This is a genomic window from Streptomyces sp. NPDC047002 (genome assembly GCF_040704505.1).
Classification (GTDB): Bacteria; Actinomycetota; Actinomycetes; order Streptomycetales; family Streptomycetaceae; genus Streptomyces.
In genome coordinates, this window is the sequence record NZ_JBEYWC010000012.1 from 68,914 (window position 1) to 84,989 (window position 16,076).

Here is a 16,076-nt window from a genome sequence, read left to right on the forward strand (position 1 = left end):
CGTCTCGTGCGGACGTACGAGACGGGGACCGCGCCCATGGTGTTGATCTTTAACCGGCCCCGATGGGTTCCTTAAGCGGACCCTAAGAAGCTCAACGGACGCCTGTTAAAGGGGGTTTCAGCCCATCGGGCGGGGCTAGTGTGCTGGCCCGTGGAACGGCACCGTTCCCCGCTCACACTCCCCGCAACGCAGAGGCAGAGACGCGATGGCCAACAGCACACACCGCCGCACGATGACCCGCAGGACGAAGGCGATCGGAGCCGTGGTCGCCGCGGGCGTGATCGGCGGGGCCGCGTTCGCGGTCGCCGGCACCGCGAGCGCCGCCACGACGGGGGCCGCGTACACGAGGACGGCGGCCTGGGACGGCGGCTACACCGGGCAGTACGTCGTCAGGAACGCCACGGACAAGACGGTCTCGGGCTGGACGCTGGAGTTCGACCTGCCGGCAGGCACCGCCGTCAGCTCGCTGTGGAACGGCACGCACACCGTCAGCGGACGCCATGTCACGGTGAAGCCGGAGAGCTGGAACAAGGACATCGCGCCCGGCGGGTCCGTCACCGTGGGCTTCGTGACCTCCTCCTCGGGGAAGGCCGCCGACCCGACCTCCTGCCTGATCGACTCGGCGAAGTGCTCCGTGGACGACGGCGCGGCGCCGCAGCCGAGCGGGCGGCCCTCCGAGCAGCCCACGCCGCCGGCGACGACGCCGCCCGCCACCGACCCCTCGGAGCCCGCGACGACACCGCCGGCAGCAGGCTCGCCCGACGCGGCGGACGCGGGCTTCGCGCCGTACGTCGACACGTCGCTCTACCCGGCCTACGACCTGCTCGACACCGCGTCGAAGACCGGGGTGAACACCTTCAACCTGGCGTTCGTCACCTCGGGCGGCGGCTGCGACCCGAAGTGGGGCGGCGGCAGCCCCGTCGACGACTCGGGGGTGGCGGGCCAGATAGGCGCGCTGCGCGACAAGGGCGGCGACGTGCGCGTCTCCTTCGGCGGCGCGTCCGGCACCGAGCTGGCCGCCGCCTGCTCGTCCGCCGCGGACCTCGCGTCGGCGTACGGGAAGGTCATCGACCAGTACAAGCTGACGAAGGTCGACTTCGACGTGGAGGGCGCCGCCCTCCCCGACACCGCGGCCAACACGCGCCGCGCGCAGGCGATCGCGCAGCTCCAGAAGTCCCACCCCGGCCTCCAGGTGTCGTTCACCCTCCCGGTGCTGCCCGAGGGGCTGACCCAGCCGGGCGTCGACCTCGTGGCGAACGCCAAGGACAACGGCGTGCAGGTCTCCGCCGTCAATGTGATGGCGATGGACTACGGCGCCTCGTACAGCGGCGACATGGGCCAGTACGCGATCCAGGCGGCCACCGCGACGCAGGCGCAGATCAAGGGCGTGCTCGGGCTCTCGGACGACGCCGCGTGGCAGGCCGTCGCAGTGACGCCGATGATCGGCGTGAACGATGTGAACACCGAGAAGTTCACCGTGGACGACGCGAAGAAGCTGGTGGACTTCGCCTCCTCGAAGCACCTCGCCTGGCTCTCGATGTGGTCGGCGGCCCGCGACACGGCGTGCCCGGGCGGCGCCAAGGACTCGGCGGACCCGACGTGCAGCTCGATCGACCAGCAGCCGCTGGACTTCACGAAGGCGTTCGCCGCGTACAAGTGACGCGAGCGGCCGGTCCCGCCGCCCCGCCGGCTGCCGCCGTTCGCCCGCGCGGGCACCGCGTAGGGTGGACGGCGGCAGGGCGCATGGAGAAGGGGCAGGTGGCGGGCGTGGCGAAGGCCGCGGCACTGGTGGTGCAGCACGGCGAGAACGGCGGCCTCGGCCGATGGACCGAGTGGCTCGCCGAGGGCGGTGTCGCGCCCGACGTGGTGGCCGCGTACGGCGGGGCGCCCCTCCCGGCGTCGCTGGGCGGCCACCGCGCGCTGATCGTGCTCGGCGGCGCCTACCTGCCGGACGACGACGCCCGCGCGCCCTGGCTCGCGCCGACCAGGGCGCTGGTGCGCGAGGCCCTCGACCGGGACGTCCCGGTGTTCGGGATCTGCCTGGGCGGCCAGATGCTCGCGCAGGTGGCGGGCGGCGCCGTGCGCGGCGCGCACGGCGCGCCCGAGTTCGGCAGCACCCCGCTCGCGCTGCGCCCGGAGGCGGCGGACGACCCCCTCTTCGCCGGGCTGCCGCCACACCCCACCGCCATCGAGAACCACGTCGACCGGATCACCGCACTGCCGCCGGGCGCCGCCTGGCTCGCGCGCAGCGAGCACTGCCCGTACCAGGCGTTCCGGGTGGGCGTGCGGGCGTGGGGCGTGCAGTTCCACCCGGAGGCCGCGGCCGACCGCATCCGGTGCTGGAGCGAGGAGCGCCTCGGCAGGTACGGGGCCGACCGTGCGGCGCTGCACCGGGCGGCACTGCGCGACGACGCGGCCTCGTGCGCGGTGTGGCGGCGGGTGGCCCACCGCTTCGCCGAGGTCGCCGCCGCCTGAGCCCCGCCCCTGCGGGCCGTGTTTGTCCCGGGCGTGTAACAGCGCCGCATCCGTACAACTCTCCCCCACCTCCGCCGGTCTGACTGTGCGTGACGTTGACCGACGTCATGACTGCGAGAGCAGGGGGAAAGAACAATGAAGTTCACTCAGCGTGGTGCCGTGGCCGGAACCGTACTCGCGGGCCTGGCCTGTACCGCCGTCGCCCTGGCGCCCGTCGCCGGGGCCGCACCGTCGTCCGGCAGGGCGGCCGCCGCGCCCGCGGCGTCCGCGCACGCCGTTCCGGCGGCGGCGAAGTCCGCGAAGGCCCCGGCCACCGCCTACAACAACGCCTGCGGCACCGGGTACGGAGTGGTCAACTCCGCACCCATCGGCTCCGCAGGCACCGTCTACCTCACGTACAGCGCCACCACCAAGAAGAACTGCGTCGTGACGGTCCGCGCGAACCCGGGCAGCGCCGTGCACATGACGGCGTCGCTCGGCCTCGGCTCGCACACCAGGGACGTCGTGGACGAGGGGAACTACACCACGTACGCGGGTCCCGTGTACCTCTCCGCCCCCGGCCAGTGCGTCAGCTGGCGCGGTGAGATCGCGGGCACCGTGGCGGGCAAGAACCAGACCAACTGCGCGGCGCTCGCGCGCTGATGCCTGCGGCGGGCCGGGAGCCGGCGGACGGCCGCCACCGGCTCCCGGCCCGCTTCCCCGGCCACCGCCGACCCGTCAGGACGGGGTCTGGTCGTGGTCGTGGTCGTGCGAGGGGGCGCGGCCCGGCGGCTGCGCCGGGGCCGGGTGCACCGACCAGAGCGGCAGCTTGCGCTCGACCGGGACCTCCGCCGTGACGGTGAGCTCCTCCCCGCAGTGCCGCAGCGTCAGCGGCTCCCCTTCGAGGAGCGTGTACGTGACCGCGGTCGCCCTGATCTCCACCCGGAGCCTGCGCCCGAAGATGTGCACCTTGAAGGCGAGCCTGCGCAGCCGCTCAGGCAGCTTCGGGGTGAACTCCAGTCGCTCCCCGTTGTGCCGCATGCCGCCGAAGCCGGCGACCAGCGCCATCCAGGTGCCCGCGAGGGACGCGATGTGCACGCCGTCGCGGGTGTTGTTCTCCTTGTCCTCCAGGTCCATGAGGGCCGCCTCGACCAAGTAGTCGTAGGCCAGCCGGAGATGGCCGACCTCCGCCGCCATCACCGACTGCACGCAGGCGGAGAGGGAGGAGTCCCGGACGGTCAGCGGCTCGTAGTAGGCGAAGTTGCGGGCCTTGTGCTCGGCGTCGAAGGCGTCGCCGCAGGTGTACATGGCGAGTACCAGGTCGGCCTGCTTGACCACCTGCTTGCGGTAGAGGTCGAAGTAGGGGAAGTGCAGCAGGAGCGGGTACTGGTCGGGCCGGGTGCCGGCGAAGTCCCACACCTGGTGCCCCGTGAAACCGGCGTGCTGCTCGTGCACGCCGAGCTCGCTGTTGTAGGGCATGTGCATGGAGTCGGCGGCGTCCCGCCAGGCGGCGCTCTCCTCGTCGTCCACGCCGAGTGCGGCGGCGCGGCGCGGGTGGCGCTCGACGGCGTCGGCCGCGTCCCTGAGGTTGGCCCGCGCCATGAGGTTCGTGTACATGTTGTCGTCCATCGCGGCGCTGTACTCGTCGGGGCCGGTGACGCCGTCGATGTGGAACACGCCGTGGTGGTCGTGGTGGCCGAGGGAGCGCCACAACCGGGCCGTCTCCACGAGGAGTTCGACGGCGATCTCCTCCTCGAACCCCCGGTCCCCGGTGGCGCTGACATAGCGGACGGCGGCGCTCGCGATGTCCGCGTTGACGTGGAAGGCGGCGGTGCCCGCGGGCCAGTAGGCGGAGCACTCGGAGCCCTCGATGGTGCGCCAGGGGAAGGCGACGCCCTTGAGGCCGAGCTGCTCGGCCCGGTCCTTCGCCGCCTGCAGGGTGCTGTGGCGCCAGCGCAGCGCCTCCTGGACGGCGTCGGACGCGGTGTACGTCAGCAGCGGGAGCACGAACATCTCGGTGTCCCAGAAGCTGTGCCCGTCGTACCCGGAGCCGGTGAGGCCCTTGGCGGGGATGGCGCGCTGCTCGGCGCGCGCGCCGGCCTGGAGGACGTGGAAGAGGGCGAAGCGCACCGCCTGCTGGATCTCCTCGTCGCCGTCGAGTTCGACGTCGGCGCGCGCCCAGAAGTCGTCGAGGTAGGAGCGCTGTTCGCGCACGAGGCCCGTCCAGCCGGTGCCGACGGCCTGCGCGAGGGCCGCGTCGACCTGGTCGCGCACGCCGGGCAGGGAGCGGGTCGACGACCAGCCGTAGGCGACGACCTTGTCGACGCGCAGCACCTCGCCCGGCCGCAGGTGCGAGGTGACGGTGACGCGGCCGACGTCGTCGCCGCTCTCGCTGCTCGTCCTGGTCGACTCGGGCCCGGTGACGGCGTGGTCAGCGGCGGCGGCGACCCGCAGGCCGCTGCGGGCCGTGGTGTGCACGAGCCGCAGCCGCGCGCCCGAGGCGAAGTGCTCCTCGGCGAGGAGCGGGGACTCCAGGGCGACGGCCGCCCGCGGGTCGCCGCCGCCCTGCGGCAGCTGCTCGTTGGCGATCAGCTCGGACTGCACCACGAGGCGCACGTCGGAGTCGACGGCCTCGACCTCGTACCGTACGGCGGCGACGGCGCGCTGGGTGAAGGAGACCAGGCGGGTCGAGCGGACCTTGACGGCGCAGCCCGCGGGCGAGACCCACTCGCAGGTCCTGTGCAGCAGGCCGGTCTTGAGGTCGAGCATGCGCTCGTGCTCGCGCACGGTGCCGTAGCGCAGGTCGAAGGGCTCGTCGTCGACGAGGAGGCGGAAGACCTTGCCGTTGGTGACGTTGATGACGGTCTGGCCGGACTCGGGGTAGCCGTAGCCCGCCTCCGCGTAGGGCAGCGGGTGCAGTTCGTGGACGCCGTTGAGGTAGGAGCCCGGCAGGCCGTGCGGCTCGCCCTCGTCCAGGTTGCCGCGCCAGCCGACGTGGCCGTTGGAGAGCGCGAAGACGGACTCGCTCTGCGGGAGGATGTCCAGGTTGATCCCGCACTCGCGCAGGACCCAGGGCTCGACCGTGTAGTTGGAGTGGGTGATCACGCGTCCGCCTCCAGTTCGGCGAGGTCCTTCACGACGATGTCGGCGCCGTGCTCGCGCAGCGCGTCGGACTGGCCGACCCGGTCGAGCCCCACGACGTACCCGAAGTGTCCCGAGCGGCCCGCGTCCATGCCGGCGAGCGCGTCCTCGTAGACGGCGCAGTCGCCCGGCGGGACGTCGAGGTCGTGGGCGGCGGCGAGGAAGGTGTCGGGCCGCGGCTTGCCCGGCAGGCGGCGCTCGGCGGCCACGACGCCGTCGATGCGCACCTCGAAGAGGTCCTCGGCGTGCACGGAGCGCAGGATGTCGCGGCAGTTGGCGCTGGAGGAGACGACGGCGGTGCGCAGGCCGAGTCCGCGCGCCGCGCGCACGTAGCGCAGCGTGCCCTCGTACGGTTCGACGCCCTCGGTGCGGATCTTCTGAAGGACCAGCGTGTTCTTGCGGTTGCCGAGGCCGTGGACGGTGTCGGCCGACTCGGGGTCGTCGTCCTTGCCCTCGGGCAGTTCGATGCCGCGGGCGGCGAGGAAGGACCGTACGCCGTCGGCGCGCGGCAGCCCGTCTACATAGCGGTCGTAGTCGTCAGGGGTGAACGGGGTGAAGTCCGCGCCGTCCCGCCGCCTGAGGAACTCGTCGAACATCTCCTTCCACGCCGCGGCGTGGACGACGGCGGTCTTGGTGATGACGCCGTCGAGGTCGAACAGGCACGCGCGGATATGTTCCGGCAGTCCGAGTTTCTTCATGGCACCCACCTTCCCTCTCCTGCGCGGGTCTCTCCCGGCGGGACGCGCGGACGAGGCGCGTGTCACTCCCGCCGCGGCCGGGGAGGCGGCGCGGGCGCGGTGCCCCCGCCCGGCGGGGGCAGACGGACGTCATGAGAAGGCAGAGGGGTACGGGAGTGGTGCTGGGCGCGCTGTGCGCGGCGCTCGCGGCCGGGGCCGCGGGCTGCGGCCCCGGCGGGGTCGGGGGCGGGGGTGCCTGGCCCGACGGCTCCTCCCCCGCCGCGTCCGCCGCGCCCGGCAAAGCGGTGGACCGCCTGGCGGTCACGACGCCCGGCGGGGTGCGGCTGCGGCCTGCGCCGGACGGCCGCACCCGGGTGTCCGGGAGGGTCGAGGCCCGCTGGTCGCACCACGGCGGGGCGTGGGTGCTGACGCTCGCCTGCCGGGACGGCGGGCCCTGCGACCGGACGCCGACCGTGGAGGTGCCCCCGGGCGCCCGGGTCACCGTGTCGGCGCGCGACGCGGGCATCGACGCGGCAGGGCTCACCGGTGCTCTCCGCCTGACCACGGTCAACGGCGACGTGACCGTCGCGGATCTGGGCGCGGCAGGTGCGCCGGTGTCGCTCGCGACCCGCAACGGCTCGGTGCGGGCGACCGGGCTCGCGGCGTCGAGCCTCGCCGCGTCCTCGGTCAACGGCGACGTGGACCTGGACTGCGCGCACGCGCCCGCCTCGGTGGACGCGGCCACCACCAACGGCTCGGTGCGGCTGACCGTGCCGCGCGGCGCGCCCCCGTACACGGTCGGCGCCGCGACGGGCAGCGGACAGCGCCGGATCGCGGTGCCGACCCGGCAGGGCGGTCCCGTCACCCTGGCGCTGCGCACGGTCAACGGCGACGTGACGGCCCGGGAGGGCCCCTGAGCCGGGCCGCGCCGCGGGCGGCCCCGTGACGGATCGCACGGATATTCGATAGGACACCTGTTCGGTTTCGGCGGTACGCTGGCCGGTATGTCCGTATCACCCGCCCCGTTCCAGGGATCGCTGTTCGACCAGGCCGCGACGCCCCGGCTCGGACCGCTCGCCGGTGTCCGGCGCGCGGTGCTCGGCGAAGGGGCCTGGCTCGATCTGCTGCCCGGGTGGTTGACGGGCGCCGACACGCTCTTCGAACGGCTCGCCGCCGACGTCCCCTGGCACGCGGAGCGGCGCCGGATGTACGAGCGCGAGGTCGCGGTGCCCCGCCTGCTCTGCTTCTACGGGGCCGGTGACGAGCTGCCCGACCCCGTGCTCCCGCAGGCGCGGGACGCGCTCAGCGCGCACTACGGCGGGGAGCTGGGCGAGCCGTTCACCACGGCGGGGCTCTGCTTCTACCGGGACGGCCGCGACAGCGTCGCCTGGCACGGCGACCGCGTCGGCCGGGGCGCGCGCGAGGACACCATGGTGGCGATCCTCTCCGTGGGCGAGCCGCGCGACCTGGCGCTGCGGCCCCGGGGCGGGGGCGCGGCCCGCCGGGTGCCGCTCGGCCACGGGGACCTGGTGGTGATGGGCGGCTCGTGCCAGCGCACCTGGGAGCATGCCGTCCTCAAGACGGCGCGGCGAGCCGGGCCCCGCATCAGCGTCCAGTTCCGGCCGCACGGCGTGCGCTGAGCCGCGCGGCGGCCCGCGCGCGGCGCCGGCGATCTACCGTGGGCCCGTGACCTACGACATCACCGCCATACGCGCCGCTTTCCCCGCCCTCGACAGCCACGTCGCCTTCTTCGACGGCCCGGGGGGCACCCAGACACCAGGGCCCGTGATCGACGCCGTCGCCGCCGCGATGGCGGCGCCGCTGTCCAACCGGGGGATCCTCACCAGGGGCGAGCGCAACGCGGACCGGATCGTCACCGGCGCGCGGGCGGCGCTCGGGGACCTGCTGGGCACGCCGCCCGGGGGCCTGGTCTTCGGGCGAAGTGCGACCCAGCTCACCTATGACCTGGCCAGGACGCTGGCGAAGACCTGGGAGCCGGGCGACGAGGTGGTCGTCACCCGGCTGGACCACGACGCGAACATCCGGCCGTGGGTGCAGGCCGCCGCGGCGGCGGGCGCCGTCGTGCGGTGGGCGGACTTCGACCCGGCGACCGGCGAGCTGACGGAGGAGGACGTGGCGGCGGTCCTCACCCGGCGCACCCGCCTCGTGGCGGTGACGGCCGCCTCCAACCTGATCGGCACCCGGCCGCCGGTGGCGCGGATCGCCGGGGCGGTGCACGCGGCGGGTGCCCTGCTGCACGTGGACGGCGTGCACCACACCGCGCACGCGCTGGTGGACCTCGAAGCCCTCGGCGCCGACACGTACGTCTGCTCCGCGTACAAGTTCCTCGGGCCGCACCTCGGCGTGCTCGCCGGCTCGCCCGAGCTGCTCGCGCAGCTGCGGCCCGACAAGCTGCTGCCGTCGTCGGACGCGGTGCCCGAGCGCTTCGAGCTGGGGACCCTGCCCTACGAGCTGCTGGCGGGCGCCGAGGCGGCCGTGGACTTCCTCGCCGGGCTCGCGAGCGGCGGAGGCGGCGGGACGCGCAGGGAGCGCATCGCCCGCTCGCTCGCGGCACTCGAAGGCCACGAGGAGGTGCTGCGCACCCGGATCGAGGCGGGGCTCGCGGCCCTGCCCGGCCTCACGGTGCACTCGCGCGCGGCCGACCGCACGCCGACGCTGCTGATGACGTTCGAGGGGCGGGACGCCGCGGACGCCTACCGGTTCCTGGCGGAGCGCGACGTCGCGGCGCCCGCCGCGTCGTTCTACGCGCTGGAGGCGTCCCGCAGGCTGGGCCTCGGCGACACGGGCGGGCTGCGCGTCGGGCTCGCGCCGTACAACGACACGCAGGACGTGGACCGGCTGCTCGCCGGGCTCGCCGCCTTCCTCGGCGCCTGAGGGGGCTGAGGGGCCTGAGGGGCCGCGGGCGCGCGGGGCCGGGGCCGCGCGCGGCGCTGTGGGGCCGTGGGCGCGCGGGTCAGGCCGCCGTGCCGCGGCCCGGCCCGGCGCCCCGGCCCGACTCGCCAGGGTCGCCGAGCGGCCTGGTGGGCCCGTCGTCCCGCTCCGGAGCGCGCTCGGGGACCAGGTGGTCGAGCGCGAGCTGTTCGAGGCAGCGCTCGCACTGGTAGGTGTCGTCGTCCATCTCGGCCAGTTCCTCTGCCGCGAACCGCCGACCGCAGCCCGCGCAGGCGCGCTCCCACTCGCTCACGTTCCCGACGGTCCGCGGGACGGCAGCCGGGGGCAGGGCGGCGCGGGGGCTCACCGGCGCACCGCCGGGGGCTCGTCGCACCCTCGGCCCCTGGGGTCCCGCCCGTTGCGCCCGCCCAGGCGGCGGTGACGGGGCGTCAGGGGGCGGGCCGCGGGGAAAGCTGCGGGGAGCCCGTGCAGAGGGGGGAGCGTGCCAGGACTCTTGACACCCCAACGCCGCAGTTGCATTCTTCCGGCATCCGGTAGCCAGCTACCGGTATTCGGTAGTCGCCGTCGAGGCGGTGCGGGCGCGTGACGCTCCCGTACTGCGTCGGTGCGGTGATCCGCCGCAGCCACGGCCGGGGCACCGGGACAGGAGGGGTGAGGCGCAGGACAGTGGACCTCGCGAGGACCGGGGCCGCCGTCCGGCCGCGGCGGGCGGTCACCCGAGCGACGAGGAGACGCGATGAGTCAGCACCTGGCGCGGGCCGAGGCCCCCGGCGGACGGGCGCCACGCGCGCTGCGTCTCGCGGAGCGGCTGCGCGCGCTGATCGGCGCCGACCGGGTGCTCACCGACCCGGCCCAGGTGCGCACATACGAGTGCGACGGCCTCGCCACCTTCCGGGTGCGGCCCGCGGTCGTGGTGCTCGCGGGGAGCCGGGACGACGTGGTGGAGACCGTGCGGATGTGCGCGCGCGAGGGCGTGCCGTTCGTGGCGCGGGGCAGCGGCACAGGCCTGTCGGGCGGCGCGATGCCCGTCGCCGACGGGGTGCTGATCGTGCTGTCCCGGCTGCGGGAGATCGTCTCCGTCGACCCCGACAACGCGCGGGTGGTCGCGGAGCCGGGTGTCGTCAATCTGTGGGTGACGCGCGAAGCGGCACCTTACGGGCAGGCGTACGCGCCCGACCCGTCCTCCCAGCAGGTCTGCTCGATCGGCGGCAACGTCGCGGAGAACGCGGGCGGCGCGCACTGCCTCAAGTACGGGTTCACCGTCAACCACGTGACGGGCGCAGAAGTGGTGCTGCCGGACGGCGAGGTGGTGCACCTCGGCGGCACCGCGCCCGAGCACCCCGGCCTCGACCTGCTCGGCGCGTTCGTCGGCAGCGAGGGCACCCTCGGCGTGGCCACGCGGGTGACCGTGCGCACCATCCAGGCGCCGGAGACCGTGCGGACCATGCTCGTCGGCTTCCACTCGGTGGCGGACGCGGCGGGCACGGTCAGCGACATCATCGCGGCGGGCATCCTGCCGGCGGCGATCGAGATGATGGACGCGCTGGCGATCGAGGCGGCGGAGGCCGCCGTGCAGTGCGGCTATCCGGACGGCGCCGTCGCGGTGCTGGTGATCGAGCTCGACGGGCCGCGCTCCGAGGTCGACGAGCAGTTCCGGCAGGTCGAGGAGATCGCGGGCGCGCGGGGCGCGTTCGAGACGCGGAACGCGCGGGACGACGCCGAGCGGGCGCTGATGTGGCGGGGCCGCAAGTCCGCGTTCGCCGCCGTGGGCCGGATCAGTCCCGCGTACTACGTGCAGGACGGCGTGATCCCCCGCACCCGGCTGCCCGAGGTGCTCGCCGCGATCGGGCGGCTCGCCGACGACGCCGGGGTGCGGGTCGCCAACGTCTTCCACGCGGGCGACGGCAACCTCCATCCGCTGATCCTCTTCGACGACACCGAGCCGGGCGCGGCGGAGAAGGCGGAGGAGCTGGGGTTCGCCATCCTCGACCTGTGCGTGGAGCTCGGCGGCTCGATCACGGGCGAACACGGCGTCGGCGTGGAGAAGCGGAGCCGCATGGCGCGGCAGTTCACCGAGGCGGACCTCGACACGATGCAGCTGGTGCGGTGCGCCTTCGACCCCACGGGGCTCGCCAACCCGGGCAAGCTGTTCCCCACGCCGCGGCTGTGCGGGGAGCGGCCCGGCGCCCGCACCGCGCGTGATGCCCACGACCCGGCTCTCGGCGAGGTGTTCTGAGGTGGCGTCCGTGCGCGGCGGCGCCGAGGACGCGGTCGGCGGCGTGGTGCCCGCCGAGGTGGTGGCGCCGGCCACCGCCGACGAGGTCGCCGAGGTGCTCCGGTCGACCGGCGGCAGCGTGGTGCCGGTCGGCGCGGCCACGAAGACGGGCTGGGCGGCGCGCCCCGCCTCCTGCGACGTGCTGCTGCGCACCACGGGGCTCGACCGGATCGTGGCGCACGAGCCGGGCGACCTGGTGGTGGTCGCGGAGGCCGGGGTCACGCTCGGCGCGCTCCAGCGGCACCTCGCGGGTCACGGCCAGATGCTGGCGCTCGACCCGCCGGAGGAGGGCGCCACGCTCGGCGGGATCGTCGGGGCGAACGCCTCGGGCCCGCGCCGGCTGCGCTACGGCACGGTGCGCGACCTGCTGATCGGGGTGACGGTGGCCCGCGCCGACGGCACGCTCGCCCGCTCGGGCGGAAAGGTCGTCAAGAACGTCGCGGGCTACGACCTCGGCAAGCTCTACACGGGCGCGCACGGCGGGCTCGGCGTCGTGGTGTCGACGGTGTGGCGGCTGCATCCGCTGCCGCGGGCCGCGGGCGCGGTGTCCGTGCCCGTCGCCGGCCCGGCGGAGGCGGGCAGGCTCGCGGGGCTCGTGGCCCGCTCGACGCTCACGCCGAGCGCGGTGGAGCTGCGGTTCGCGCCGGGCGGCGGCGGTGATCTTGTGCTGCTGTTCGAGTCGATCGAGGCGTCCGTGCGGGCGCAGTCGGCGCAGGCGCGCGCGCTGCTGGGCGGCGGGAGCGAACTGCCGGCCGTGCCCGGGTGGTTCGGCCGCAGGCCTGCGGGCCCGCTGGTGCTGCGGCTCGCGTACGAGCCGGCGGCGCTCGCCGCCGTGCTCGCCGCGCTGCCCGAGGGAGCGTCCGGCACGGCATCCGCGTGCACGGGGGTGGCGTACGCGGCGGTCGACGCGGACACGGATCTGGGCGCGCTGCGCGCGGCGCTCGCCCCGTACGACGGCTCCGCCGTGGTGCTGGCCGCGCCGGAGCCGCTGGACGCGGCGGCCCACTGGGGGCCTGTGGCCGACTCGTTCGGCCTGATGACACGGGTGAAGGACCAGTTCGACCCGGCGCGGCGCCTGTCGCCCGGCCGTCTGCTCGGAGGGCTCTGAATGGCGATGTCACCCGAACCGCCCGAGGACCGCGACCCGGCGGAACAGGACGGCGGGCCCGGCCCGGCGGCGGGACAGGATCATGGCCGGGGCCCGGTCGCGCGGGACGACGCGGCGGATGGCGCCCGGGGCCCGGCGGAACAGGAGCGCGCCCGGAGCGGGGGGCGGAGTGGGGCTGTGCGGGCCGCCGACCGGGCGGCTGCGGAGGTGGTGGGGGCGCGGGGGCCGCTGTCCGTCGGGCAGGGCGGGCCGATCGCCGCGACCGCCGCCTCGGCGACCGTGGGGCTCGGCATGCCGGGCAGCGGGCCGCCGCCCGACGGGCCGTTCGACGCCCACCACCCGCCGGACGCCGCGCTCGTCGGGGACTGCGTGCACTGTGGCTTCTGCCTGCCGACGTGCCCGACGTACGTGCTGTGGGGCGAGGAGATGGACAGCCCGCGCGGCCGGATCGACATCATGAAGGGCGCGCTCGAAGGCGACGCGTTCGGCGCGAGCAGCGTCCGCCACCTCGATCAGTGCCTCGGCTGCATGGCGTGCGTGACGGCCTGCCCCTCCGGGGTGCAGTACGACAAGCTGATCGAGGCGACGCGGGCGCAGCTGGAGCGGCGCGTCGAGCGGCCGCGGTCCGAACGCCTGCTGCGGGAGGCGGTGTTCGCGGTGTTCCCGTACCCGCGCAGGCTGCGGGCGCTGCGGGGGCCGCTGCGCGCGTACCAGGCCGCCGGGCTCGGACGGCTGCTCGCCAGGTCGGGGCTGCTCGACCGGCTGCCGGGGCCGCTGCGGGCGATGGAGTCGCTCGCGCCGAAGCTGGGCAGGACCCGCCCGCTGCCGCCGTGCGTCCCGGCGCGCGGCGCGCGCCGCGCCACCGTGGGGCTGCTGACGGGGTGCGTGCAGGGCGCGTTCTTCCCCGACGTCAACGCGGCGACGGCCCGGGTGCTCGCCGCGGAGGGCTGCGAGGTCGTGGTGCCGCAGGGGCAGGGCTGCTGCGGCGCGCTCTCCGCGCACGCGGGCCGGGAACCCGAGGCGCTGGGGTTCGCCAAGCGCGTCATCGAGGCCTTCGAGGGCGCGCGGGACGGGGCCGGAGTGGACGCCGTGGTGGTCAACGCGGCCGGCTGCGGCTCGCACCTCAAGGAGTACGCGCACCTGCTGCGCGACGAGCCCGGCTGGCCCGAGCGTGCCGCGGCGCTCGCGGCGAAGGTCCGCGACATCACCGAACTCCTCGACGAGCTCGGACCGGTGGCCGAGCGCCATCCGCTGCCGATGGCCGTCGCCTACCAGGACGCCTGCCATCTGGCGCACGCCCAGCGGGTGCGCGACCAGCCGCGGCGGCTGCTGCGCGGGGTGCCGGGCGTCGAGCTGAGGGAGCTCGCGGAGGCGGAGATCTGCTGCGGCAGCGCGGGCACGTACAACCTGCTGCACCCGGAGCCCGCGGCCGAGCTCGGTGCGCGCAAGGCGCGCGCGGTCCTCGCGACCGGCGCCGACCTCATGGTGACCGCCAACCCCGGCTGCTGGATGCAGGTGGCGACGACCCTCGCGGGCATGGGCGAGCGGATGCCGGTCGCGCACACCGTGCAGGTGCTCGACGCCTCGATCCGCGGTGTGCCGGTGGAGCGGGTGCTCGCGCGGGCGCTCGACGGGCCGGGCACGGCGCTGCCGCCCGTGCGGCCCGCGGGCGCGCGACCGCCGCGAGGGGGTGCGCCGGAGTAGCGCCCGGCACCGCTGAAGGATCTCCCCGGTGGTGTGTCCCGGCGCCGGGGCCGCAGGTTTCCCCGCCGTCCGATAAGGGGTGCACCGTGCTGCTTGCCGCCTACCAACAGAACTACCGTCCGATAGCCGACTCGGTCGGCTGGTCGTCGCTGGTCGCCGTACTCCCGCTGCTCGTGCTGTTCGTCCTGCTCGGTGTGGTGCGGATGCGGGCCTGGCTGGCGTCCCTGATCTCCACCGCCGTCGCCGTGGTGATCGCCGTCGCCGCGTACGGCATGCCGACGGGCGACGCGCTGAACAGCGGCGCGCTGGGTGCCGCCAACGGCTTCTTCCCGATCATGTGGATCGTCATCAACGCCATCTTTGTCTACAACCTCACCGTGGCGACGGGCCACTTCGACGTGTTGCGCAGGTCGTTCGCTTCCGTCAGCGACGACCAGCGGGTGCAGGCGATCATCATCGCCTTCTGCTTCGGGGCGCTGATGGAGGCGCTTGCCGGGTTCGGCACACCGGTCGCCATCAGCTCCGTGATGCTGATGGCGCTGGGCTTCACACCGCTGAAGGCGGCGACGGTGACCCTGGTCGCCAACACCGCACCGGTGGCGTTCGGCGCGATCGCCGTGCCCGTCACCACGCTCGCCGGGGTGACGGGCCTGCCGCTCGACGACCTGGGGGCGATGGTGGGCCGGCAGACGCCGGTGCTCTCGGTGTTCGTGCCGCTCGCCCTGGTGTTCATCGTGGACCGCAGGAAGGGACTGCGGCAGACCTGGCTGCCCGCGCTGGTCGCCGGTGTGGTCTTCGGTGTGTTCCAGTACCTGTCCGCGAACTTCTGGTCGGTCCAACTCGCCGACATCGTCGCCTCGTTGGCCGCCGCCCTCGCGGTGGTCGCGCTGACCAGGGTGTGGCGTCCTGCCGAGACGTACCACGAGGGCGCCGCCGGCGCGCGGGACGAGGCGCCCGGGACCGCCCCCGGTGCCTCCGGCCCGGCCGCCGGCGGTGCGCACGAGGCGCGGCGGCGTGACGCGCCGCTCGACGTCTTCCGGGCGTACGCGCCCTATCTGGTGATCATCGTGGTGTTCGTGCTGGCGACCCGGGTTCCTGCGATCCAGGGCACACCGCCGACGGGCGTCGGCCGTTCCGGCACGGGCATCGAGTCCGTCACCCGGATCGTCGACTGGCCTGGACTGCACGTCACCAACGCGGCGGGCGACGCGGTCGCGACGACGTTCAAGCTCAACTTCCTCTCGGCGGCCGGGAGTCTGCTGCTGATCGCGGGCCTGGTCACCATGGCACTGCTCGGCGTGGGACCGCTGCGGGCCCTCAGAGCGTACGGCCGGACGCTGGACCAGCTGAAGTACGCGATCCTCACGGTGATGCTGGTGCTCGGCCTCGGCTTCATCATGAACGAGTCGGGCCAGACCACCACGCTCGGCCTGTGGGTGGCGGGAGCCGGCGGCTTCTTCGCGCTCCTCTCGCCGGTCCTCGGCTGGCTCGGCACGGCGGTGACCGGCTCGGACACCTCCTCCAACTCGCTGTTCGGCGCGCTCCAGGTCACCGCCGCGCACCAGGCGGGCCTCTCCCCCACCCTGATGGCCGCGGCCAACTCGTCGGGCGGCGTGCTGGGCAAGATGATCTCGCCGCAGAACCTGGCGATCGCGGCGTCCGCCGTGGGGATGCAGGGCAAGGAGGGCATCATCTTCCGCCGGGTCGTGGTCTGGTCGGTGGTGTTCCTGGCGTTCATGTGCGTGCTGGTGTACCTCCAGTCCACGCCGGTGCTCGGCTGGATGACGGTGTAGGACGGCGAGAG

13 protein-coding genes are annotated in these 16,076 nt (G+C 74.7%); 10 read left to right on the forward strand and 3 right to left on the reverse strand.

Features of this window, described 5'->3' with window-relative positions:
* The first annotated feature begins 205 nt into the window (after window positions 1–205).
* The 3 genes from AB0910_RS14155 to AB0910_RS14165 all read left to right on the forward strand — a co-directional run bounded on the left by AB0910_RS14155 (window position 206) and on the right by AB0910_RS14165 (window position 3,117).
* Window positions 206–1,660, forward strand: coding sequence for a cellulose binding domain-containing protein (locus AB0910_RS14155; protein ID WP_366744856.1), 1,455 nt, complete (start codon window positions 206–208; stop codon window positions 1,658–1,660).
* 83 nt (window positions 1,661–1,743) lie between these two features.
* A complete protein-coding gene (locus AB0910_RS14160; RefSeq protein WP_366744857.1) occupies window positions 1,744–2,475 on the forward strand; it encodes a type 1 glutamine amidotransferase in 732 nt (243 codons plus the stop codon).
* Window positions 2,476–2,634: 159 nt separating this feature from the next.
* Window positions 2,635–3,117 (forward strand): spore-associated protein A, encoded by a 483-nt coding sequence (locus AB0910_RS14165; protein WP_366744858.1) that lies wholly within the window; start codon window positions 2,635–2,637, stop codon window positions 3,115–3,117.
* A gap of 75 nt (window positions 3,118–3,192) precedes the next feature.
* On the opposite strand, the gene AB0910_RS14170 is transcribed toward AB0910_RS14165, so the two are convergent.
* Both AB0910_RS14170 and AB0910_RS14175 read right to left on the reverse strand, forming a co-directional pair.
* Window positions 3,193–5,559, reverse strand: coding sequence for a glycosyl hydrolase family 65 protein (locus AB0910_RS14170; RefSeq protein ID WP_366744859.1), 2,367 nt, complete (start codon window positions 5,557–5,559; stop codon window positions 3,193–3,195).
* A complete protein-coding gene (locus tag AB0910_RS14175) occupies window positions 5,556–6,293 on the reverse strand; it encodes a beta-phosphoglucomutase family hydrolase (RefSeq protein WP_366744860.1) in 738 nt (245 codons plus the stop codon). The genes AB0910_RS14170 and AB0910_RS14175 overlap by 4 nt, the downstream gene beginning before the upstream one ends.
* A 131-nt stretch (window positions 6,294–6,424) precedes the next feature.
* Here AB0910_RS14175 and AB0910_RS14180 point away from each other — a divergent pair, with 131 nt between their 5' ends.
* From AB0910_RS14180 to AB0910_RS14190, 3 genes are all read left to right on the forward strand, one after another.
* Window positions 6,425–7,189 carry a DUF4097 family beta strand repeat-containing protein gene (locus tag AB0910_RS14180; protein ID WP_366744861.1) on the forward strand — a complete coding sequence of 255 codons (765 nt, stop codon included), beginning with the start codon at window positions 6,425–6,427 and terminating at the stop codon, window positions 7,187–7,189.
* Between the two features lie 87 nt (window positions 7,190–7,276).
* Window positions 7,277–7,912 (forward strand): alpha-ketoglutarate-dependent dioxygenase AlkB, encoded by a 636-nt coding sequence (locus tag AB0910_RS14185; protein ID WP_366744862.1) that lies wholly within the window; start codon window positions 7,277–7,279, stop codon window positions 7,910–7,912.
* A 46-nt stretch (window positions 7,913–7,958) separates the two neighbouring features.
* On the forward strand, window positions 7,959–9,167 hold the full coding sequence (locus tag AB0910_RS14190; protein WP_366744863.1) for a cysteine desulfurase-like protein: 1,209 nt from the start codon (window positions 7,959–7,961) through the stop codon (window positions 9,165–9,167).
* Between the two features lie 79 nt (window positions 9,168–9,246).
* Here the strand turns inward: AB0910_RS14190 and AB0910_RS14195 are convergent, their stop codons facing one another.
* Window positions 9,247–9,477 carry a hypothetical protein gene (locus tag AB0910_RS14195; RefSeq protein ID WP_345651114.1) on the reverse strand — a complete coding sequence of 77 codons (231 nt, stop codon included), beginning with the start codon at window positions 9,475–9,477 and terminating at the stop codon, window positions 9,247–9,249.
* A gap of 444 nt (window positions 9,478–9,921) precedes the next feature.
* Here AB0910_RS14195 and AB0910_RS14200 point away from each other — a divergent pair, with 444 nt between their 5' ends.
* The 4 genes from AB0910_RS14200 (at window position 9,922) to AB0910_RS14215 (ending at window position 16,065) form a co-directional block, all read left to right on the forward strand.
* Window positions 9,922–11,421 carry an FAD-linked oxidase C-terminal domain-containing protein gene (locus AB0910_RS14200; protein ID WP_366744864.1) on the forward strand — a complete coding sequence of 500 codons (1,500 nt, stop codon included), beginning with the start codon at window positions 9,922–9,924 and terminating at the stop codon, window positions 11,419–11,421.
* 1 nt (window position 11,422) lies between these two features.
* Window positions 11,423–12,568, forward strand: a complete 1,146-nt coding sequence (locus AB0910_RS14205; RefSeq protein ID WP_366744865.1) for an FAD-binding oxidoreductase — start codon at window positions 11,423–11,425, stop codon at window positions 12,566–12,568.
* A gap of 177 nt (window positions 12,569–12,745) precedes the next feature.
* Window positions 12,746–14,272 carry a heterodisulfide reductase-related iron-sulfur binding cluster gene (locus AB0910_RS14210; RefSeq protein WP_366744866.1) on the forward strand — a complete coding sequence of 509 codons (1,527 nt, stop codon included), beginning with the start codon at window positions 12,746–12,748 and terminating at the stop codon, window positions 14,270–14,272.
* Between the two features lie 86 nt (window positions 14,273–14,358).
* Complete coding sequence (locus tag AB0910_RS14215) at window positions 14,359–16,065, forward strand: L-lactate permease (RefSeq protein ID WP_366744867.1); 1,707 nt, start codon at window positions 14,359–14,361, stop codon at window positions 16,063–16,065.
* The last annotated feature ends 11 nt before the right edge of the window (window positions 16,066–16,076 follow it).

Excerpts from the sequence above, each read along its gene's own strand:
- AB0910_RS14180 (WP_366744861.1), top strand. The coding sequence starts at position 6,425 with ATGAGAAGGCAGAGGGGTACGGGAGTGGTGCTGGGCGCGCTGTGCGCG.
- AB0910_RS14155 (WP_366744856.1), top strand. The coding sequence starts at position 206 with ATGGCCAACAGCACACACCGCCGCACGATGACCCGCAGGACGAAGGCG.
- AB0910_RS14185 (WP_366744862.1), top strand. The coding sequence starts at position 7,277 with ATGTCCGTATCACCCGCCCCGTTCCAGGGATCGCTGTTCGACCAGGCC.
- AB0910_RS14175 (WP_366744860.1), bottom strand. The coding sequence starts at position 6,293 with ATGAAGAAACTCGGACTGCCGGAACATATCCGCGCGTGCCTGTTCGAC.
- AB0910_RS14160 (WP_366744857.1), top strand. The coding sequence starts at position 1,744 with ATGGAGAAGGGGCAGGTGGCGGGCGTGGCGAAGGCCGCGGCACTGGTG.
- AB0910_RS14200 (WP_366744864.1), top strand. The coding sequence starts at position 9,922 with ATGAGTCAGCACCTGGCGCGGGCCGAGGCCCCCGGCGGACGGGCGCCA.